Here is a 20,420-nt window from a genome sequence, read left to right as displayed (position 1 = left end):
GGGTTATGATAACTGCATGAACAAGATAAAATGAGACATACTCTAACCTTGTAAGCTATACTAAAGGGAAGAAATAGTTTGAAGTAAAGGATGTTTTCCATGTCATTTGATGGTTTATTTACAAAAGCAATGGTCGATGAACTCTCGCGCACTCTAAAGGGCGGAAGAATAAACAAAGTACATCAGCCTTATAAAAATGAAGTAATTCTAACAATCCGTGCAAATGGAGTGAACCAAAAATTATTATTCTCTGCTCACCCCAGCTACGCGCGTGTACAGATCACCAATGAAGCATATGAAAATCCCAGCGAACCGCCAATGTTCTGTATGCTGCTTAGAAAGCATATTGAGGGCTATATATTAGAGGATGTATACCAGGTAGAAAATGATCGGATGATTATTTTTGAAATCAGAGGCAGGAATGAAATCGGTGATGTCAGCTACAAACAGTTAATCATCGAAATAATGGGGAGACACAGTAATATAGTACTGGTTGATAAAACGAGGAATATCATTCTCGACAGCGTTAAGCACGTTTCGTTTGCGGTAAACAGTCACAGAGCGATATTGCCAGGGCAGATATATATTTACCCGCCAGAACAAAACAAGCAAAACCCTTTTATGGCTGGTACTGAAGATATATTGAGAAAGATTGATTTTAATAGCGGGAAGCTTGATCGGCAAATTGTTGAACATTTTGCTGGAACTTCACCACTATTCGCGAAAGAAGTTATTTTCCAAAGCGGCATTGCCAACCGAGCAACAGTACCGGCTGCGTTTGTTCAATTGATACAAAGAATCAAGAGTGGAGAGCTCGTCCCTTCTATTATGTCAACAGATAATAAGGAAGTGTTTTACCTCTTTCCACTAGAACATATTAAAGGGGAAGTGAAAAGCTTTTCCACCTTAAGTGAAATGCTTGACCGCTTTTATTTTGGAAAGGCGGAACGAGACAGGGTTAAGCAGCAAGGAAATGATATTGAGCGGTTAATCATCAATGAAAAAGAAAAGAATGAGAAAAAAATTGAAAAGTTAGAGAGCACATTAAGAGAGGCTGAAAAAGCAGACCAGCTTCAACGTTTCGGGGAATTGTTAACAGCCAATCTTTATGTTGCAAAAAAAGGGATGAAAGAAATTGAGGTAATGGATTATTACGATGAAATGGGCGGTACAGTTGCCATACCCTTGGATCCACGGAAGACGCCATCAGAAAATGCCCAAAAGTATTTTTCTAAATACCAGAAGGCCAAAAACTCTGTTTCCATCGTGATCGAACAAATTGAAAAAGCTCGTGAGGAAGTCCTTTATTTTGAAAATTTACTGCAGCAGGTGCAGTCAGCTTCCCCTAAGGACATTCAGGAAATTCGCGAGGAACTGGTGGAAGGGGGATATATCCGCGACCGCCAAAGACGAAATGCGAAAAAGATATCCAATGCTAAACCTATTTTAGACCATTACCTTTCTTCTGATGGCACTGAGTTGATTGTTGGTAAAAACAATAAGCAAAATGATTATTTAACCAATAAACTGGCAGCAAGAGATGATATCTGGCTTCATACAAAGGACATTCCTGGATCACATGTTGTCATTCGCAGCAAAGAACCATCTGAAGAAACGATTTATGAAGCCGCGAACTTGGCTGCTTATTATAGTAAAGCTCGAAACTCCAGCTCTGTACCCGTCGATTTCACAAAAGTACGGCATGTAAAAAAACCTAGCGGTGCGAAGCCCGGTTTTGTTATCTATGATAATCAACAGACAGTGTATGTAACACCAGAAGAGGAGCTTGTTCTTAAACTTAAGAAAAGATAAAAAAGTCCCGGATTTCCGGGGCTTTTTCCATTATTCAAATCTTTTGCTCCATTCTGATGGAGCTTTACTCCAAGAAAGTAAACTCTCTTGATCGTTTTTGCTTATATAGCCCTTTTCAATAGCGACTTCAACTAGGTTCGTGAAATCTGTAAGTGATTCACTTTTAATATCTTCTTGTGCGAATGCTTCCTTCCCTTTATCAAGCCCATATGTAAAAATGGACACAACTCCAAGTACTTCACAGCCAGCCTCTCTTAATGCTTGAACCGCTGTTATTACACTGCCGCCAGTAGAAATTAAATCCTCAACGACGACGACCTTTTGACCCTTTTCCACATTACCTTCAATTTGATTCCCTTTGCCATGTCCTTTTGCACTCGAACGTACATAACACATTGGTAAATTTAATAACTCACTAACCCATGCAGCATGTGGAATACCAGCTGTTGCTGTACCAGCAATTACATCTGCGGAAGGATATTTATCTAGAATAATGGATTGCAGCCCTTTTGCAATCTCTCTTCTTACCTCCGGATACGAAAGTGTCAGCCGGTTGTCGCAATAGATAGGCGAGCGTAATCCAGAAGTCCAAGTAAATGGTTCATTTGGCTTTAATGCAACTGCATTGATGGTCAATAATTTTTCTGCTATTAACTTTTTCATACTTGTATACTCCTCCATGCTTCCATCCATTTTTCAAAGCTTTTCACTGGATCATTTGATCTTGTAATCGAACGCCCTACGACGATTGAGGAAACACCTGCATTTCTTGCAAATTCAGGGGTGGCGATTCGTTTTTGGTCTCCAGTACTGTCTTCCTCCATACGTATGCCTGGTGTAACGGTGTAAAATTTATTACCCAATTTTTCACGAATCGATAATGCTTCCCATGCAGAGCAAACGACTCCATTTAAACCAGCTTCTTTTGCGAGTGAGGCATAATGGAGAACAGAGGTTTCAAGTGGAACTGAAATCAGCTGTTCTTTATTCATTTGGTCTTCGGATGTACTTGTGAGCTGGGTAACTGCAATACATGCTGGACGCTTTCTTCCAGCTGCGGTCCCTTCATCTAATCCTTCTAAAGCGGCACGCATCATCTCTTTACCGCCTGCAGCGTGTACGTTTACAAGGTCGCATTCGAGCCTTGCAAGACCCTTCATCGCACTTTTTACAGTATTCGGAATGTCATGAAGCTTTAAATCTAGAAAAATACGATGACCATTACCTTTTAAATAATGAACAATTTCAGGACCTTCCTGATAAAACAGCTCCATTCCAACCTTTACAAACAGCTGCTTCCCATTAAATGGCTGTAAAAATTGCTCTACCTCTTTACGATTCGCAAAATCAAGCGCGATGATAAGCGAGTTGTCCATGCTCCTGCCAGCTCCTTCCCCTGCATTCACTGATGTGTTCATAGCCTAATTGGTCCAATAACGATGGTAATTCATCAATAATGGCTGGACACACAAACGGGTCCACAAAGTTGGCTGTACCAACGGCAACGGCACTTGCGCCGGCATAGAAGAATTCAATTACATCTTCAGCAGACTCAATACCGCCCATCCCGATAATTGGAATATTTACTGCCTGACTCACTTCATAAATCATCCGTAGTGCGACCGGTTTAATCGCTGGTCCTGATAGACCGCCAGTACGATTGGCTAAGATTGGCTTACCTGTCTTTAGATCCAGCCTCATTCCTACAAGCGTGTTGATCATCGTTAAACCATCCGCTCCACCATCTTCTACCGCTTTGGCCATTTCCACAATATTGGTTACGTTCGGTGACAGCTTGACGTAGACCGGAACTTCGGAAACTTCTTTTACTTTCCTGGTTAACTGCTTGGCAACCTCCGGAATCGTACCAAAAGCGATTCCCCCCGTCTTTACATTCGGGCAGGAAATATTCAATTCTAATGCATGAACATTGGAAGCTTTAGAGATTTCAGCTGCAACCTCGATGTAGTCTTCTTCCAGTGAACCTGCAACGTTGGCAATAATCGGAACATCATACTGCGATAACCACGGAAGTTCATTGCTTATTACTTTATCTAACCCAGGATTTTGCAGACCGATTGCGTTGAGCATTCCTGATGATGTTTCTGCAACTCTCGGAGTTGGATTTCCGAATCGAGGTTCCACCGTCGTGGCTTTAATCATAATCGCTCCAAGTTTACTTAAGTCATAGAATTGGCTATATTCTCTTCCAAATCCAAAGCATCCTGAAGCAGGCATGATTGGGTTCTTTAAGTTTAAGCCAGGTAACTGTATGTTCAGTCTGCTCATATTAATACCTCCCCGGCACGGAAAACTGGGCCATCACTGCAAACTTTTTTATAGGATACATCTTCTGCCTCATTGCTTGTTTTGCATACACACGCAAAGCATGCTCCTACCCCGCAGCCCATTCTTTCTTCTAACGATAGAAACACTTTCTTATGAGAATACTGTTTTTCAATAGCTTTCAGCATAGGTGTTGGGCCACAAGTATATAAACAATCAAAATCTAACTCTTTGATAATATCCGTAACAAAACCTTTTTTCCCGTAAGAACCGTCCACTGTTGTAATATAAGTGTTCCCGTTTTCTAAAAACTCTTTTTCATAAAATACAGCAGATTCTGTCTGGAAACCAAGGACATGGATCACCTTTACTCCTTTTGCAGTCAGCTGCTTAGAAAGTTCATATAACGGTGGAACACCAATCCCGCCGCCAACAAGTAATGCAGTTTCCCCTGCATTGACTTCATTGACAGGAAAACCATTGCCTAAGGGACCGAGAATATCCAGCAGCATTCCCGGGCCTTTTTCAGCAAGCAGTGTAGTCCCTTTTCCTTCTTTGCGATAAATCATCGTAAATTGAGCGTTAAGCTTATCAACAGAAGAGATACTAATCGGTCTTCTCAGCAGCGGATCTAGTGCTTTCGCAACCCGAATATGCACAAACTGTCCAGGTGCGTTAATCTCATTCACGAAATCTGCTTCAACACTTAGTTGAAAAATATCTTTTGCAATTTCTTTTTGGGAGATGATTTTGCATAATTCCTTTTTTATCAAGCAAAAACAACCTCCTTTTCCTCTACTGCCATGGCTTCTGCTGAAAAATTCATTGATTCGATCACTTTAAGTATGGCGTCTGCTGTATCTAATGAAGTTAAGCATGGAACTCCATTTTCAACGGCTTCACGACGGATTCTAAAGCCATCACGTTCAGGCTGCTTTCCTTTTGTTAGTGTGTTGACAATGAATTGGGCCTCGCCATTATGAATAACGTCCAGCAGCGTTTTGCCTTCTGAGCCAATTTTTCCAATGACCTTAACCGGCAGACCAGCTGACTGAAGAACCGCAGCTGTACCACCTGTCGCCATTAAGCGGTAGCCGTTTGCAGCAAAGCGTTTAGCAAGCTTTAATGATTCTTGTTTATCTTTATCCGCGACTGTAAACAATACCGTACCGAATTTTTGAATGTTCATACCTGAGGCAACTAAGCCTTTATAAAGAGCTTTTTCAAGGGTACTATCTTTTCCCATTACTTCACCGGTTGATTTCATTTCCGGTCCAAGCGTGATATCAACACTTCTTAATTTTGCAAAGGAGAAAACTGGAACTTTTACATAAACACCATTCTTTTCAGGGACGATCCCAGGTGTGTAGCCTTGTTCCACAATGGAAACTCCTAAGATTGCTTTTGTCGCAATTTTAGCCATTGGAACATTTGTGATTTTGCTTAAGAATGGAACCGTACGGCTTGAACGCGGATTGACTTCAAGGACATATACTTGATCCTTTGAAATTACATACTGAATATTCAACAGTCCAACAATGTTTAGACCTTTCGCCATTTTTTCTGTGTATTCAACGAGTGTTTGTTTGATACTTTCTGAAAGTGTCTGCGGCGGGTAAACCGCAATCGAATCCCCAGAATGGACCCCAGCACGTTCAATATGCTCCATAATTCCTGGTATCAACACATTTTCACCGTCACAGATCGCGTCTACTTCTATTTCTTTTCCTGTTAAGTAGCGGTCAATTAAAACTGGATGTTCAGGATTTATTTTAACCGCATTTTCCATATAATGAAGAAGTTCTTCTTGGCGATAGACAATCTCCATTGCTCTGCCGCCGAGTACATACGAAGGGCGCACAAGGACTGGGTAGCCAATTTCATTAGCAATTTCAACTGCCTCTGAAACGGATAATGCAGTTTTTCCAAGCGGCATTGGAATATCGAGCTGTACGAGAGCTTGTTCGAATTTATCCCTGTTCTCTGCACGATCCAAATCCTCTAGGCTTGTTCCGAGAATTTTCACCCCATTTTCCTCTAATTTAGCAGCAAGATTAATCGCTGTCTGCCCGCCAAATTGTACGACTACACCCAGCGGTTTTTCCAAATCAATAATACTCATTACATCCTCAATCGTTAGTGGTTCAAAGTAAAGCTTATCCGAGATACTGAAATCAGTCGAAACCGTTTCTGGATTATTATTAATAATAATCGCTTCATAACCAGCTTCTTTTATCGCTTGAACAGAATGAACCGTTGCGTAATCAAACTCAATCCCCTGTCCGATACGGATTGGACCAGAACCAAGAACAATAACACTTTGTCTGTCGGTGACAATTGATTCATTTTCCTCTTCGTAGGTTCCATAGTAGTAAGGTGTTTCTGACTCAAATTCAGCTGCACACGTATCTACCATTTTATATACTGGAATCATACCCAGATCTTTACGAAGATTGTATATATCCTGTTCCTTTTGATTCCAAAGCTGGGCTATCGTTTTATCAGAGAAGCCTTTTTGCTTCGCTTCCTTAAGGATATTCATATCCATTTGGTTCGAAGCAAGTTTTGTTTCTAAATCGATAATTCCCTGGAACTTATTTAAGAAAAACAAGTCAATCTGGCTCCATTGATGGATGGTTTCTACCGTGATCCCTCGCTTAAGTGCTTCAGCGATGTAAAAGAGTCTCTCATCTCCGGCTTTGCAAATTCGTTTTTCTAATAATTCATCACTGATTTCTTCTGCTCCATTTAATTCGAAATGATATACACCAGCTTCTAACGAGCGGATTGCTTTTAATAAAGATTCCTCAAATGTACGTCCAATCGCCATTACTTCGCCAGTAGCTTTCATTTGGGTTCCAAGTGAACGGTTGCCTGATTCAAATTTATCAAATGGCCATCTCGGAATTTTTGTAACGATATAGTCTAGAGCCGGTTCAAAACTTGCATATGTTTTTCCTGTTACAGGATTAAGCATTTCATCCAGCGTTAAGCCTACTGCAATTTTTGCTGCAAGTTTCGCAATTGGATAACCAGTTGCTTTTGAAGCAAGTGCCGAAGAACGGCTTACCCTTGGATTTACTTCGATAATATAGTAGTTAAAGCTATATGGGTCTAGTGCCAGCTGAACATTACAGCCTCCTTCTATTCCTAGTGCACGAATAATTTTAAGAGAAACATTTCTTAATAGCTGATATTCTCTGTCGCTTAATGTTTGACTCGGTGCCACAACAATCGAATCGCCTGTGTGTACGCCCACAGGATCAATGTTTTCCATATTACATACGACGATGGCATTGTCATTTCCATCACGCATTACTTCGTATTCAATTTCTTTATAACCGGCAATGCTTTTCTCAAGTAAACATTGACTTACAGGACTGTGCTTTAAACCACTCGTAACGATTTCATCCAGCTCTTGTGAATTATGGCAAATTCCGCCTCCAGTACCGCCGAGTGTATAAGCAGGACGAACAATGACAGGAAATCCGATTTTTTCAACAAATGCATGTGCTTCCGCTAATTCATGGATGATTTCACTATCAGGAACAGGTTCCCCAAGTTCATTCATTAGCGTGCGGAATAAATCACGGTCCTCAGCTTGTTTAATCGCGGATAACTTTGTTCCTAAAATCTCCACTTCACACTCTTCTAAGACTCCTGATTTTGATAACTCAACAGCTAGATTCAGACCAGTTTGACCGCCAAGAGTTGCCAAAAGTGCGTCTGGACGTTCTTTGCGAATAATTCTGCTTACAAATTCCTCCGTTAACGGTTCAATATAAACAGCGTCCGCAATCTCTGTATCTGTCATAATTGTCGCAGGATTAGAGTTTACAAGTATAACACGATAACCTTCTTCTTTAAGTGCAATACAAGCCTGGGTGCCTGCGTAATCAAATTCTGCTGCCTGGCCGATGACAATTGGTCCTGAACCAATCACTAAAATGGAGTTTATATCAGTACGTTTTGGCATGTTGTGGAAACCTCCTGTTTTTCAGCTTCAATCATCGCAAGAAACTGATCGAATAAATGGTTTGCGTCTTCAGGTCCAGGTGACGCTTCTGGGTGGTATTGAACAGTAAATGCAGGATAATCTAGATGCTTTAAGCCTTCAACTGTTCCATCATTTAGGGCGATATGGGTAACTGCCAGCCTTGTATTCTGTAAGGATTTTTCTTCAACCGTAAAACCATGGTTTTGTGCAGTAATCGCGATTTTCCCTGTTGTTAAATCTTTAACAGGATGGTTAGAACCTCGATGTCCGAATTTCATTTTTACTGTATTGGCACCACATGCTAATGCAAATAATTGGTGTCCAAGGCATATTCCAAATATCGGTACTAAGCCCAGTAACTGTTTAATCATATGAATCGCTTCTGGGACATCCTTTGGATCCCCAGGTCCATTGGAAAGCATAATTCCATCTGGCCGTAATTGCAGGATTTCATCCGCCGTTGTATGGTAAGGCACCACAACCACATCACAATTACGTTTATTTAATTCTCGTAAAATACCATGCTTCATCCCGAAATCAACAAGCACAATTCTTTTTCCTCTGCCCGGACTTGGGTAAGAATTTTTTGTAGAGACTCTTCTCACTTGGTCGATCGGCAGTTTTGTCTGTCTTAGTTTACTAATTACTTCACTTGGATCACTTTCAATCGAGCAAATCGCTCCTTTTAATGTTCCATATTGACGAATAATTCTTGTTAATTTACGTGTATCAATCCCTGCAATTCCAGGGATATTTTTCATTTTAAAATACTCATCCATCGTAAATTCACTTCTCCAATTGGAAGGGAATTCCGCTGCTTCTTTTACAATAAAGCCTTTCACCGCAGGGTTAATGGTTTCAAAATCGTCTCGGTTGATTCCATAGTTTCCAATCAGCGGGTACGTCAGCATAACAATTTGCCCGCAATAAGATGGGTCTGAAAGTATTTCTTGATAGCCTGTCATTCCTGTATTAAAGACGACTTCTCCGATTGTATCCATATGACTTCCAAAACCATCGCCGATAAAAATCGTTCCATCTTCTAAAATAAGCTGTGCTTTCATACTGTTACACGTCCTTTTTCCCAAACTACTTGCCCATTAAAAATCGTCATTTCTGGCCACCCCTTACAATTCCAGCCGCTAAATGGAGTGTTTTTCCCTTTAGAGAGAAATTCTTGTGGATCAATCTCTCTTTCTTCATCAAGATTCAATAATACGATGTCTGCAGGAGCGCCTGCTTCAATCGTTCCAAATGGAAGAGAGAATGTTTCAGCAGGTTTTCTTGTCATAAAACCAATTAACTGTTCAAGACTCATAATGTTCTTTAAGACAAAATGTGTATAAAGAAGAGGAAACGCAGTTTCTAACCCGACAATCCCAAAAGGAGCAAGCTCAATTCCTTCATTTTTTTCTTCTCTTGTATGTGGTGCATGATCGGTTGCAATAAAATCGATTGTTCCGTCCAATAGTCCTTCAAGTAACGCCTCTCTGTCAGCTTGATCGCGAAGTGGCGGGTTCATTTTAAAATTTGGGTCAAGATTATCTGGGATATCATCTTGAGTTAATAATAAATGGTGCGGCGTGACTTCCGCAGTGACTTTAATCCCTTCTCTTTTTGCATCCCTAATCACACGAACAGATTCTTTTGTGCTGACATGGCAAACGTGATAATGGCACCCTGCAGCTTCTGCAAGCAGAACATCCCTTGCAATCTGGACAGACTCACAAACGGATGGAATTCCGTTTAATCCATTCCTTTTGGAAAAAGTACCTTCATGGACACAGCCTTTATTTATTAATGTGTCTTCTTCACAATGGGCAACAATCGCCATGTTAACTGCGGCTGCCTTTTGCATTGCCTTTAACATCATATCTGCTGATTGTACCCCGACACCATCATCTGTAAATGCGAATGCTCCAGCATCTTTTAACCCCTCAAAATCCGTTAAATCCCTTCCAAGCTGTCTGACCGTGATCGAAGCATATGGTAAAACACGGACACTTGCTGTTTCTTGAATTCTGTTTTGTACCCATTCCATTTGTTCCACTGAATCGGGGACAGGTCTTGTATTCGGCATTGCAGCAAGTGTTGTATAACCACCTCTAGCTGCTGCACGAGTACCAGTTGCAATCGTTTCTTTCTTCTCGCCTCCTGGCTCACGGAGATGGACGTGTAAATCGATAAACCCTGGAGAAACCAGCATTCCTTCCGCATTAATTTTTCGATCTGCTGCTGCCTCTATTTCTTTAGCAATCTTTACAATTTTCCCATCTTCTATTAAAATATCGGTCTTTGACTTATCGCCGTTAAATGCTATGCAGCTGGCGTTCTGAATAAGTAGTTTCATTTCCATACACTCCTTTTAAACTTTCTAGTGACCTCTTTAAAACAGCCATTCTTACAAATACACCATTTTCCATTTGCTTGAAGATTCTTGAACGTTTGCATTCTACTAAGCTATCAGATATCTCAACATTTCGATTTACTGGTGCCGGGTGCATAATGATACCGTGAGGCTTCATCATCTTCTCTCTTTCTAATGTAAGCCCAAATTGTCTATGGTAATCCGCTGCTGTGTAGCTTCCCTTCTTTTGGTGCCGTTCATGCTGAACGCGCAGGAGCATGACCACATCAGCTTCCACAATTGCCTCATCGATTGGTCTAAATCTTGCAGCACTTAGACTATGATGGTCAAACCATTCAATTGGTCCTGAGAAAATAACATCAGCACCTAATCTAGTCAGGGTATCGGCATTGGAACGTGCGACTCGGCTGTGCCTTATGTCACCAATGATGGCTATTTTCAAGCCGGTAAAAGTGCCAAACTCCTGATAGATGGTTAAGAGGTCTAAAAGAGATTGGGTAGGATGATGACCACAGCCATCTCCTCCATTAATTATCGGGATATTTATTTTTCCAACGAGTTCATCAAAGTAACGATCTTGCCCATGGCGAATGACAACCGTATTAACGCCAATTGATTCCAATGTTTTTACCGTATCGTACAGCGTTTCTCCCTTTTGAACACTAGAAGTTTGGACTTCAAATGGAATGACCTTTAAACCTAACCTTCTCTCTGCTACTTCAAAACTCGATTTTGTCCTTGTACTTGCCTCGAAAAATAAGTTAGCAGTAAACATTTGTCCTTCTGGACTCCAGTTCATTCCATCAGCAAATTGCTGCGCCTCTGTTAAAATTTGATAGATCTCTTCAACTTTAAGCTCGTTTGTGGTTAGCAAGTGATTTAACATGCTATTCCCCCATCTCTTTTTTTTGTAAAAAAAGCCCCCGACCGTAATAGATCAGGGTGCAATAAATCTTACCAAGTTCATGAATGTGCTGTCACATTGCCATGACTTAGTATTACACCCTTATAGCCTCTCTGGACTACTTTTAAAAGGTTAATTATCCTTATGCAGTTTTGTGTTTATCTTTTTCTACAGTTTGTTCAAACATATCTTCATTAACTGGTTCTTTTCCAGGCAGGATTAGGTGTAAAAGAACACCGGCAATTGCCGCAAATGCCATACCTTGAATCTGGAAAGATTCTGATACTTTTATAAAAGCACCGCCAATTCCAATGACTAGAATGACTGATGATATCACCAAGTTTCGATTGTTGCCAAAATCAATTTTACTGTCAACGAGCATACGTAAACCGGATGAAGCTATGATTCCAAAGAGCAGTATGGAGACGCCGCCCATAACAGGAGTTGGGATTGTACTAATTAATGCGGTGATTTTTCCGATAAATCCAAAGATCGTTGCGAGAACGGCTGCACCTGCTATAACATACACACTGTAAACCCGAGTGATTGCAAGGACTCCGATATTCTCACCATAAGTGGTTTTCGGAGGTCCGCCAATCAATGCAGAAATAATTGTTGCTGTTCCATCCCCCAAAATAGAGCGGTGTAAACCTGGTTCTTTAATGTAGTCACGTCCAACTACTTTACTTAGTACAAGCTGGTGTCCGATGTGTTCAGAAAGTGTTACGATAGCGACTGGCACCATTAGAAGTGCTAGGTCCCATGTTACTTTTACTTCGTAACTTACAAAAGGAATAATGAATTCAGGCATTTCAAACCAATTTGCTTCCAATACCGGCTTGAAGTCCACAATGCCGATTGCAAAGGAGTACAGGTACCCTACCACTATACCTGCCAGAATCGGGATAATGCTCAGTATGCCGCGCATGTAAATGGTACAGATAATAGTTGCTGCTAAGGTTACTAAAGCGGCGGAGAAATGAATCAAGCTATATTCTCCTGCAGGATTATTCATTGCCATATTAACAGCAGTACCAGCGAGCGCTAATCCGATAACGATGATCACTGGACCGACTACAATCGGTGGAAGTAAATTCATAATCCAGCGATGTCCTGCCTTACTAATGACTAAAGCGACAATTCCGTATACAAGACCTGCAAGGAAGGAACCAATCATCGCTCCCCCTGGGCCGCCTGCTGCTTTTGCAGCAATGACTGGAGCAATAAATGCAAACGAAGAACCGAGGTATGCAGGTACCTGCCATTTTGTAATCATGAGGAAAGCGAGTGTTCCTAAACCACTTGATATTAATGCAATTGCTGGACTTAACCCAACAAGATACGGAACAAGAATCGTTGCTCCAAACATAGCGAATAAATGTTGTAAGCTTAAAGTAAGCCATTGGGCAGGATTTGGTATCTGATTTACGTCTAGGATGGGTTTGTTGTTCATTTTTTCTCCTCCACGATCTTTCCTATTATTATGTCTGTGTTTTCTAATAAAAAAACCCTCTTTGTCCATGAGTGTACAAAGAGGGTATGGAAATGCCATTTCAGCTTTAATGATGGCATTTTCCCCTTTGTCAGCCTCACAGGACTGCAATTAAAAGGGCTGCTATTTACTTTTCAAAGATACTTACTTGGTCAACCTTATCGACATCTTGCAATTCAACAACTACCTTTTCGCTGCTAGAAGTTGGGATGTTTTTACCCACATAATCTGCTCGAATTGGCAGCTCGCGGTGACCGCGGTCAACCAGCACAGCCAGTTGTATCGTTGAGGGACGGCCAAGGTCCATGATTGCGTCAAGTCCTGCTCTAACGGTTCTGCCGGTATATAAAACGTCGTCAACGAGGATTACTTTTTTATCTTTTAATTCAACCGGAATATCTGACCCCTTCACGAGAGGTTCCTGATCATCGGTTTTCTTGGTTAAATCATCACGGTAAAGGGTGATGTCCAATTCACCTACAGGTATCGGTTTTCCTTCAATTTCTTCGATTTTTGCAGCAAGTCTTTCTGCAATGAATATTCCCCTGGTACGGATACCTACAAGCACACAATTTTCAATCCCTTTATTTTTTTCAATGATTTGGTGGGCAATTCTTGTTAATGCTCTTCCAATTGCTTGTGCGTCTAATACTACTGCTTTTTGATTCACTCATCTCACCCGCCTGATATAATAAAAAAACCTCTCACGCTTTGAGGTGAGAGGTACAAGAGTTTGTTAGTATGGGCATAGGTATCCCAACCAATTTATCCGTTCCTTCTCAGCCTCACTGGACTGATTTAAAGGCATATTCAACTGTTGTTATCGTACTTTAATTCGACAAATATGTCAACGGTTATTTCGCAATTGCTCTATTAACTCCTCAAATTCTTTCGGCAGCGGCGCTTCGAATTCTAGGTATTCGTTGGTTCTAGGGTGGTTAAATCCAAGGATTCCTGCATGCAATGCCTGTCCATTAATATCCAATGTTTTCTTTGGACCATACTTTGGGTCACCTGCAAGCGGATAACCAATGTATTTCATATGAACACGAATTTGGTGTGTCCGGCCTGTCTCCAGTTGACACTCCACAAACGTAAAATCCTTAAACCGCTCAATCACATGGAAATGAGTAACAGCATTCTTCCCATTATCGACCACGGTCATACTTTGGCGATCTTTTGTATCTCTTCCAAGCGGCGCATCGATCGTTCCAAAATCGTGGGGAATTACTCCATGAACGATGGCTCTATACTTCCGGGTAACGGTTTTTTCCACTAATTGGTTTACAAGCTTTTCATGTGCCATGTCATTTTTTGCCACCATTAATAGACCAGAAGTGTCTTTATCAATACGATGAACGATACCGGGTCTTAAAACACCATTTATTCCTGATAGATCCTTACAATGAGCCATTAATCCATTAACAAGTGTTCCTGTTAAATGTCCAGGTGCTGGATGAACCACCATCCCGCTTGGTTTATTAACCACTAAAACATCTTTATCTTCGAAATAAATATCTAAATCCATTTCTTCCGGAATTACATCTAGTAATTCTGGATCGGGGATCGTAATCTCGATTTCATCATTCATACTGCATTTGTAATTCGTTTTAATTTTTTGTCCATTTACTAGGACGTTTCCTTCTTTAATCCATTGCTGAACCTGAGTTCTTGACCATTCTTCATCTAAAGTTGAAATAACTTTATCAATTCGGTCTCCCTTTTGTTGTTCAAGAATGGTGTGTACCATTTTCTCCATATGATTTCTCCTTTGTTTCACGCTCATCACGCAGCATTTGAATCATTAATAATACCACGCCAATGACTAAAGCTGAATCCGCAATATTAAAAACTGGGAAGTTATAATTGAAAATATACGTATGAATAAAATCAACAACTTCTTTACGAAATAAGCGGTCGATAAAATTACCGATTGCGCCTCCCAGCATAAATGCTAAGGAAACACCTAACAGCCACTTACCTTTTGCTTCTTTTTGAATGTAATAAATGATCGCAATTATTACTATAGCGGTAATCACATAGAAGAACCACATTTGTCCTTGTAATATCCCCCATGCTGCCCCCCGATTTCGGTGAGAAGTAATATACAAAAAATCCTCAATGATTGGGATACTTTCACCAAGATACATTTTTGTGACAATCATCCATTTTGTCACTTGGTCCAATAAAATAATAAAAATTGCGATTAAATAATAAAACACTAAGGAATACCTCCATCTCACACGTTGACTTTACTCCTTAGCATTTTAGCATAATCTTCATCTAAACGACAATGTAACGCTAGAAAACCGTGGAATTAATTGGTTTCCGATAAAAATGCTCCAAAATCTCTGAATCCCTAGAGGTCTTAATCGTCGGCATAATTTTCAAAAGATATTCGGGTATCGGTTCCCCTGAAGTTTCACATTGTCCAAAATTACCTTCTTCTAACTTTTGAATCGCCGTTGTAATATCCGCTAATTCCTCCTCTAACACCGTGAAAATCCATTCATTTTTCTGCCTATTTCTCAATGATCTTACTATTTCTAATTGTGTTTTACGGAGTTCCCAAAACAGCTCTTCCTGCATTGCATTCATAGTTGTAACCTCCGTTAAGTCATTTCTTATATTATCTCCCTATAAATTGGTCTGACCCGGGAAAACATTTGACATCCACAACAACAATTAACGGAAAAGGTTAAAAAATGAAAAAATCCCATGAATTAATCACGGGATTTTTCTCTTATGCTAAGTGAGTATAGTTTCCTTTTACTACCTCTGCACAACGCGGGCATAGTGTAGGATGCTCTGGATCTTTACCAACTTCAGGAGTCACAACCCAGCAGCGTTCACACGTTTCACCTTCGGCTTTGGTAACAACAATGGCAGCTGTATCCAATTTAATAGCATTTTCAGGTGCTTGATCATAGCTTCCTGCAACTTCAAAACCAGAGATGATAAATAATTGCTGCACATTCTCTTGGATAGAGTCTAATAAAGATTTCGTATTTTCATTCACATATAAAGAAACCTTTGCAGTTAATGATTTACCAATAACCTTTTGATTTCTAGCTTCTTCTAGCGCTTTTAATACATCATCGCGAAGCTTCATAAATGAAGTCCATTTTTCTTCCAAAGCTTTTGCATTATCAAGCTCCTGATATACAGGCATATCCGTTAGTTGTACGCTTTCCTCTGTAACTGCTGGAATGAACTTCCAAACTTCGTCTGCCGTATGAGGAAGAATTGGAGTAACTAACTTTGTTAATGCAACTAATGAATCGTAAAGAACCGTTTGGATTGCACGTCGCTCATGGTTGTTAACGGACTCAATATACAGAACATCCTTAGCAAAATCAAGATAGAATGCACTTAAATCAAGGGTACAGAAATTATTTACTGCATGGTAAATTCCTGCGAACTCGTAATTTTCATAAGCATTTATAGAATACTTGATCAGCTTATTTAATTTTACTAGCATAAATTGATCAACTTCACGAAGGTTTTCATATGAAACCCGATCCGCTGCTGGATTAAAGTCCGCCAAGTTACCAAGCAAGAAACGGAAGGTGTTTCGGATTTTTCGATATACTTCTGCAACCTGCTTCAAAATAGCATCGGATACACGAACATCCGCCTGATAATCAACAGAAGCAACCCAAAGCCTTAGAATATCTGCTCCTAATTGTTTCATTACCTTTTCAGGTATAACAACATTTCCTAATGATTTACTCATTTTTCTGCCTTCACCGTCCAGGGCAAATCCATGGCTAAGTACACCTTTATAAGGTGCTTTCCCTGTTACTGCAACAGCAGTGGAAAGTGAAGAGTTAAACCAGCCGCGATATTGATCGGAACCTTCAAGATATAAATCTGCTGGACGTACTAAGTCTTCTCTTTCTAAAAGAACAGCTTGGTGAGATGAACCTGAATCGAACCAAACATCCATGATATCTGTTTCTTTCGTGAACAATCCATTAGGGCTTCCTGGATGTGAAAAGCCTTCCGGCAGAAGGTCTTTCGCTTCGCGCTCAAACCAAATATTTGAACCGAATTCACGGAACAATCCTGAAACATGTTTAATTGTTTCATCAGTAATGATTTCTTCTCCATTTCCAGCATAAAACACTGGAATTGGAACTCCCCACACTCGCTGGCGAGAGATACACCAATCGCCGCGGTCACGGACCATATTAAATAGTCGTGTTTCACCCCATGCTGGTACCCACTTTGTTTCTTTAACTGCTTCAAGCAGGTCGTCTCGGAAGTCTTTTATCGATGCGAACCATTGCGCTGTAGCTCTAAAGATTACAGGCTTTTTAGTTCTCCAATCATGCGGGTAAGAGTGAGTAATAAACGAAAGCTTTAAGAGAGCCCCTGCTTCTTCTAATGCTTGAGCAATAGGCTTATTTGCCGTATCGTAAAATAATCCTTCGAAACCTGGTGCTTCACTCGTCATTACACCTTTATCATCCACCGGGCAAAGTACTTCAAGTCCATACCTTTGACCAACATGGAAGTCATCCTCCCCGTGTCCTGGAGCTGTATGAACGCAGCCTGTTCCAGCATCTGTCGTGACATGTTCACCTAGCATTACTAAGGAGTCTCGGCCATATAATGGATGTGCTGCAAGAATATTTTCTAGTTCCTTTCCTTTTACCTTTTGAACAACAGACACATCTTCCCAGCCTATTTCCTTCGTTACTGCTTCTAAAAGAGCTTCGGCAACTAAGTATTTGTTTCCATTCGTTTGAACGACTACATAGGTTAGGTCTGGATGAACTGAAATTCCTAAGTTAGCAGGAATCGTCCAAGGTGTAGTGGTCCAGATGACAATTTGGACGTCCGTATCAAGAACACCTTTTCCATCTTTTACTTTAAAGCCGACATAAATTGAAGGCGACTTTTTATCTTGATATTCGATTTCAGCTTCAGCAAGAGCTGATTCACTTGACGGGGACCAATATACAGGCTTAAGACCTTTATAAATATAGCCTTTCTTCGCCATTTCTCCAAAAACTTTAATCTGCTGTGCCTCATATTCAGGCTTTAGTGTGATATATGGGTTTTCCCAATCACCACGAACACCGATGCGTTTAAATTGTTCACGCTGATTGCCTACTTGTTCAAGGGCATACTTTGTACAAAGCTGACGGAATTCAGCTACCGTCATCTCTTTACGCTTTACTCCCTTATTTGTTAGGGCCTGCTCGATTGGCAAACCATGTGTATCCCAGCCTGGAACATAGGGTGCATTAAAGCCACTCATCGATTTAAAGCGGACAATCATGTCTTTTAATACTTTGTTTAGGGCGTGACCCATATGAATGTCGCCGTTTGCATATGGAGGTCCATCATGGAGTACAAACATTGGACGTCCTGCAGTACGCTCCTGAACCTTTTTGTAAATATTCATTTCTTCCCACTTTGCCTGTATTTCAGGTTCTCTTTGTGGAAGATTGCCACGCATTGGAAATTCAGTTTTTGGCATTAATAACGTATCTTTATATTCCATTTTCTTATTCCTCCTGTAATACTCATCATAAACAGAATTGACAATAGACAAATAAAAAAACCCTCTCATCCCAAAAAAGGGACGAGAAGGTTTTATTCCCGCGGTACCACCCTGATAGATAATACATAGAAGTACTATCCTCTTTAAGATTCGTAACGTGAATAACCCGCCATAACTTATTCTTCTTTATATAAGAATTTCAGTCTGGGACTCAAGGGTGATCTTCCAATTTCTCACTTTTCCCAGGCTTCCACCCTCCCTGGCTCGCTATCAAAAGGTTGTTGAAAAATTGTACTGTCCCTCTCATTGTCATTACCATTCTTTATTTACCTGTTAAAAAATTATATGCGAAATAATACCAGTTCGTCAAGCTAAGGAATCTTCTTCCTCGTGGATTTTTAATTCTGTTGCATCCACTTCATATTCTAATAAATGATCCCAGTCATCTGTATTAAGCATGTCCAGCTGAGCTTCGATCAACATTTTAAAACGTGTACGGAATACTTTTGATTGCTTCTTTAAGTCCTCGATCTCAAGAGCTATTTTTCTAGCTTTAGAAAGTGACTCATTTACAATACGGTCTGCATTCTTTTCTGCTTCCTTTATGATGAGCTTTGCTTCCTTTTGTGCATTTCGTTTTACATCTTCGCCAGCCTCTTGGGCGATAACGATGGACTTGTTTAATGTTTCTTCAATATTTACAAAGTGACCTAGGCGGTCCTTCATTTCATTTAATCGTTCTTCTAATTCTTTTTTTTCACGAAGGACTAATTCATAATCCTTAATGACTTGGTCTAAAAATTCGTTTACCTCGTCTTCATCGTAACCACGAAAACCTTTATTAAATTCTTTATTGTGAATATCTAACGGCGTTAACGGCATGATGCCACCTCCAAGAATCTATCTTCTGTATGTATCTAGTGTATAAGCAAATATTCGACAATGTTTTCGAAATTCCTGCTAAAAAATAAAATTATTTTTGCTTTCCGACTACAATTCGCCATTTATCTTTTTTTGTTCTTCCTTCGATGGACAAAATTTTTGCTCTCCCATGGCCTCTAACTGACAGTAAATCACCTTCCGCACATTCAAATGAAACATTTTCTATTGATGTCCAGTTTACTTTTACTAATCCTTGGTTAATAAAAAGCTGTGATTTTTGCCTTGAGATATTATGAATACCAGAAATAATGGTATCGAGCCTTAAGGAGGAAACAGTGGTCGCCTGCTCTATCCATAACTCATCCGTCGTTATGGCTTCATCCAGAGCCAGCTCTTTTATTCGAATAGAAGCCTTGCCAATCGATTCTAAATTATTTTTAATATAATCACTGATTTCTGTGGCAGCGAAAAACTGCACACGTCCATCTTTCATTAAGATGTCGCCAAATTTCCCACGTTTTAAACCGATAGACATGAGTGAACCTAAAACCTGGGGGTGCTCAATCGAAACAAATTTTATAGGGTAGTCGATTTCAAATAGATTAATTTGAAAATCATCTTCAGTTGGTATCAGATAGTCCGGCATGATGAATGCTCTGTTTCTTTCACTAGCAGCAATCCCGCCAAAAAACTGATACTTTACATTTCCATTCTCACCTATTAAGACCTTTAAAATATGCTGCTCTCTTGGATCGAGAAAATCGGTAAGCTTTGCTGTATAGCTCGAATCAACATAATCTTTCCAATGTAAGACTTGATCAATAAATTCCCGTTCCTCCGGGCGAAAATGCTGATAAATATTCATGTTTAACTCCTCAGACCGGATAGGTTAAATTAAGAAATTAAGTTTTGTAATACTCTTAAGCCATGCGGAGCAAAAGATAAAACAAAGAAAGCCGCTAAAGGTGAAAGATCCATCATGCCAAAAGGCGGAATGATTTTTCTAAAAGGTTCTAGAAATGGCTCACATAATTTACCAAGAATTGTTCCAATCTGAGAGTCTCTCATATTTGGGAACCAAGATAAAAGAATATAGATGATCAACATCCATTTATATATTCCAAGTAATTGGACCAAAACATTAAAAATAATATCCATTTCTTT

General features: G+C 40.1%; 18 protein-coding genes and 1 other annotated feature. Of the genes, 1 reads left to right on the top strand and 17 read right to left on the bottom strand.

Translation table 11 applies throughout. From position 1 onward, the window contains the following. Nucleotides 1-99: 99 nt before the first annotated feature. Nucleotides 100-1,812 carry an Rqc2 family fibronectin-binding protein gene (locus tag ACIQAA_RS22175; protein WP_402623787.1) on the top strand — a complete coding sequence of 571 codons (1,713 nt, stop codon included), beginning with the start codon at nt 100-102 and terminating at the stop codon, nt 1,810-1,812. A 30-nt stretch (nt 1,813-1,842) separates the two neighbouring features. On the opposite strand, the gene pyrE is transcribed toward ACIQAA_RS22175, so the two are convergent. The 17 genes from pyrE to ACIQAA_RS22090 all read right to left on the bottom strand — a co-directional run bounded on the left by pyrE (nt 1,843) and on the right by ACIQAA_RS22090 (nt 20,414). Then, nucleotides 1,843-2,475 carry an orotate phosphoribosyltransferase gene (pyrE, locus tag ACIQAA_RS22170; RefSeq protein ID WP_402623785.1) on the bottom strand — a complete coding sequence of 211 codons (633 nt, stop codon included), beginning with the start codon at nt 2,473-2,475 and terminating at the stop codon, nt 1,843-1,845. After that, entirely contained in the window at nt 2,472-3,188 is a 717-nt protein-coding gene (pyrF, locus tag ACIQAA_RS22165) for an orotidine-5'-phosphate decarboxylase (protein WP_402623782.1), read from the bottom strand. Before pyrF ends, pyrE begins: the two co-directional genes overlap by 4 nt. After that, nucleotides 3,160-4,101, bottom strand: a complete 942-nt coding sequence (locus ACIQAA_RS22160) for a dihydroorotate dehydrogenase (protein ID WP_402623779.1) — start codon at nt 4,099-4,101, stop codon at nt 3,160-3,162. Before ACIQAA_RS22160 ends, pyrF begins: the two co-directional genes overlap by 29 nt. Continuing rightward, the gene (locus ACIQAA_RS22155) at nt 4,098-4,871 is read right to left on the bottom strand and encodes a dihydroorotate dehydrogenase electron transfer subunit (protein ID WP_402623776.1); all 774 of its coding nucleotides are present in this window, start codon (nt 4,869-4,871) and stop codon (nt 4,098-4,100) included. The genes ACIQAA_RS22160 and ACIQAA_RS22155 overlap by 4 nt, the downstream gene beginning before the upstream one ends. Further along, entirely contained in the window at nt 4,868-8,074 is a 3,207-nt protein-coding gene (gene carB, locus ACIQAA_RS22150) for a carbamoyl-phosphate synthase large subunit (RefSeq protein ID WP_402623774.1), read from the bottom strand. Before carB ends, ACIQAA_RS22155 begins: the two co-directional genes overlap by 4 nt. Next, entirely contained in the window at nt 8,053-9,159 is a 1,107-nt protein-coding gene (locus ACIQAA_RS22145) for a carbamoyl phosphate synthase small subunit (RefSeq protein WP_402623772.1), read from the bottom strand. The genes carB and ACIQAA_RS22145 overlap by 22 nt, the downstream gene beginning before the upstream one ends. Beyond that, nucleotides 9,156-10,445 carry a dihydroorotase gene (locus tag ACIQAA_RS22140; protein WP_402623769.1) on the bottom strand — a complete coding sequence of 430 codons (1,290 nt, stop codon included), beginning with the start codon at nt 10,443-10,445 and terminating at the stop codon, nt 9,156-9,158. Before ACIQAA_RS22140 ends, ACIQAA_RS22145 begins: the two co-directional genes overlap by 4 nt. After that, complete coding sequence (locus ACIQAA_RS22135; protein WP_402623766.1) at nt 10,405-11,349, bottom strand: aspartate carbamoyltransferase catalytic subunit; 945 nt, start codon at nt 11,347-11,349, stop codon at nt 10,405-10,407. The genes ACIQAA_RS22140 and ACIQAA_RS22135 overlap by 41 nt, the downstream gene beginning before the upstream one ends. 160 nt (nt 11,350-11,509) lie before the next feature. Further along, nucleotides 11,510-12,820: a solute carrier family 23 protein gene (locus ACIQAA_RS22130; RefSeq protein WP_402623763.1), complete on the bottom strand. Its 1,311-nt coding sequence runs from the start codon at nt 12,818-12,820 to the stop codon at nt 11,510-11,512. Between the two features lie 166 nt (nt 12,821-12,986). Then, entirely contained in the window at nt 12,987-13,529 is a 543-nt protein-coding gene (pyrR, locus tag ACIQAA_RS22125; RefSeq protein ID WP_402623760.1) for a bifunctional pyr operon transcriptional regulator/uracil phosphoribosyltransferase PyrR, read from the bottom strand. 177 nt (nt 13,530-13,706) lie between these two features. Beyond that, nucleotides 13,707-14,618, bottom strand: a complete 912-nt coding sequence (locus ACIQAA_RS22120) for an RluA family pseudouridine synthase (protein ID WP_402623757.1) — start codon at nt 14,616-14,618, stop codon at nt 13,707-13,709. After that, complete coding sequence (lspA, locus tag ACIQAA_RS22115) at nt 14,590-15,081, bottom strand: signal peptidase II (protein ID WP_402623754.1); 492 nt, start codon at nt 15,079-15,081, stop codon at nt 14,590-14,592. The genes ACIQAA_RS22120 and lspA overlap by 29 nt, the downstream gene beginning before the upstream one ends. A 79-nt stretch (nt 15,082-15,160) precedes the next feature. Further along, a complete protein-coding gene (locus tag ACIQAA_RS22110) occupies nt 15,161-15,457 on the bottom strand; it encodes a hypothetical protein (RefSeq protein ID WP_402623751.1) in 297 nt (98 codons plus the stop codon). A gap of 145 nt (nt 15,458-15,602) precedes the next feature. Then, nucleotides 15,603-18,374: an isoleucine--tRNA ligase gene (gene ileS / locus ACIQAA_RS22105; RefSeq protein WP_402623749.1), complete on the bottom strand. Its 2,772-nt coding sequence runs from the start codon at nt 18,372-18,374 to the stop codon at nt 15,603-15,605. 74 nt (nt 18,375-18,448) lie between these two features. Then, nucleotides 18,449-18,690 (bottom strand) — a binding site (T-box leader). Nucleotides 18,691-18,740: 50 nt separating this feature from the next. Continuing rightward, a complete protein-coding gene (locus ACIQAA_RS22100; protein WP_307196454.1) occupies nt 18,741-19,256 on the bottom strand; it encodes a DivIVA domain-containing protein in 516 nt (171 codons plus the stop codon). Between the two features lie 91 nt (nt 19,257-19,347). Next, the gene (locus ACIQAA_RS22095; RefSeq protein ID WP_402623746.1) at nt 19,348-20,121 is read right to left on the bottom strand and encodes a YlmH family RNA-binding protein; all 774 of its coding nucleotides are present in this window, start codon (nt 20,119-20,121) and stop codon (nt 19,348-19,350) included. Nucleotides 20,122-20,150: 29 nt separating this feature from the next. Continuing rightward, complete coding sequence (locus ACIQAA_RS22090) at nt 20,151-20,414, bottom strand: YggT family protein (RefSeq protein WP_402623743.1); 264 nt, start codon at nt 20,412-20,414, stop codon at nt 20,151-20,153. Nucleotides 20,415-20,420: the final 6 nt, after the last annotated feature.

It is taken from the genome of Neobacillus sp. NPDC093182 (assembly GCF_044754045.1).
The sequence above is the reverse complement of the archived record's forward strand: the minus strand, read 5'-3'. Positions and strand labels throughout refer to the sequence as shown.

What these genes read in the sequence shown, in the direction of transcription:
- ACIQAA_RS22175 (WP_402623787.1), top strand. Translation starts at nt 100, where the DNA reads ATGTCATTTGATGGTTTATTTACAAAAGCAATGGTCGATGAACTCTCG.
- pyrE (WP_402623785.1), bottom strand. Translation starts at nt 2,475, where the DNA reads ATGAAAAAGTTAATAGCAGAAAAATTATTGACCATCAATGCAGTTGCA.
- pyrF (WP_402623782.1), bottom strand. Translation starts at nt 3,188, where the DNA reads ATGGACAACTCGCTTATCATCGCGCTTGATTTTGCGAATCGTAAAGAG.
- ACIQAA_RS22160 (WP_402623779.1), bottom strand. Translation starts at nt 4,101, where the DNA reads ATGAGCAGACTGAACATACAGTTACCTGGCTTAAACTTAAAGAACCCA.
- carB (WP_402623774.1), bottom strand. Translation starts at nt 8,074, where the DNA reads ATGCCAAAACGTACTGATATAAACTCCATTTTAGTGATTGGTTCAGGA.
- ACIQAA_RS22145 (WP_402623772.1), bottom strand. Translation starts at nt 9,159, where the DNA reads ATGAAAGCACAGCTTATTTTAGAAGATGGAACGATTTTTATCGGCGAT.
- ACIQAA_RS22140 (WP_402623769.1), bottom strand. Translation starts at nt 10,445, where the DNA reads ATGAAACTACTTATTCAGAACGCCAGCTGCATAGCATTTAACGGCGAT.
- ACIQAA_RS22135 (WP_402623766.1), bottom strand. Translation starts at nt 11,349, where the DNA reads ATGTTAAATCACTTGCTAACCACAAACGAGCTTAAAGTTGAAGAGATC.
- ACIQAA_RS22130 (WP_402623763.1), bottom strand. Translation starts at nt 12,820, where the DNA reads ATGAACAACAAACCCATCCTAGACGTAAATCAGATACCAAATCCTGCC.
- ACIQAA_RS22120 (WP_402623757.1), bottom strand. Translation starts at nt 14,618, where the DNA reads ATGGAGAAAATGGTACACACCATTCTTGAACAACAAAAGGGAGACCGA.
- ACIQAA_RS22110 (WP_402623751.1), bottom strand. Translation starts at nt 15,457, where the DNA reads ATGAATGCAATGCAGGAAGAGCTGTTTTGGGAACTCCGTAAAACACAA.
- ileS (WP_402623749.1), bottom strand. Translation starts at nt 18,374, where the DNA reads ATGGAATATAAAGATACGTTATTAATGCCAAAAACTGAATTTCCAATG.
- ACIQAA_RS22100 (WP_307196454.1), bottom strand. Translation starts at nt 19,256, where the DNA reads ATGCCGTTAACGCCGTTAGATATTCACAATAAAGAATTTAATAAAGGT.
- ACIQAA_RS22095 (WP_402623746.1), bottom strand. Translation starts at nt 20,121, where the DNA reads ATGAATATTTATCAGCATTTTCGCCCGGAGGAACGGGAATTTATTGAT.
- ACIQAA_RS22090 (WP_402623743.1), bottom strand. Translation starts at nt 20,414, where the DNA reads ATGGATATTATTTTTAATGTTTTGGTCCAATTACTTGGAATATATAAA.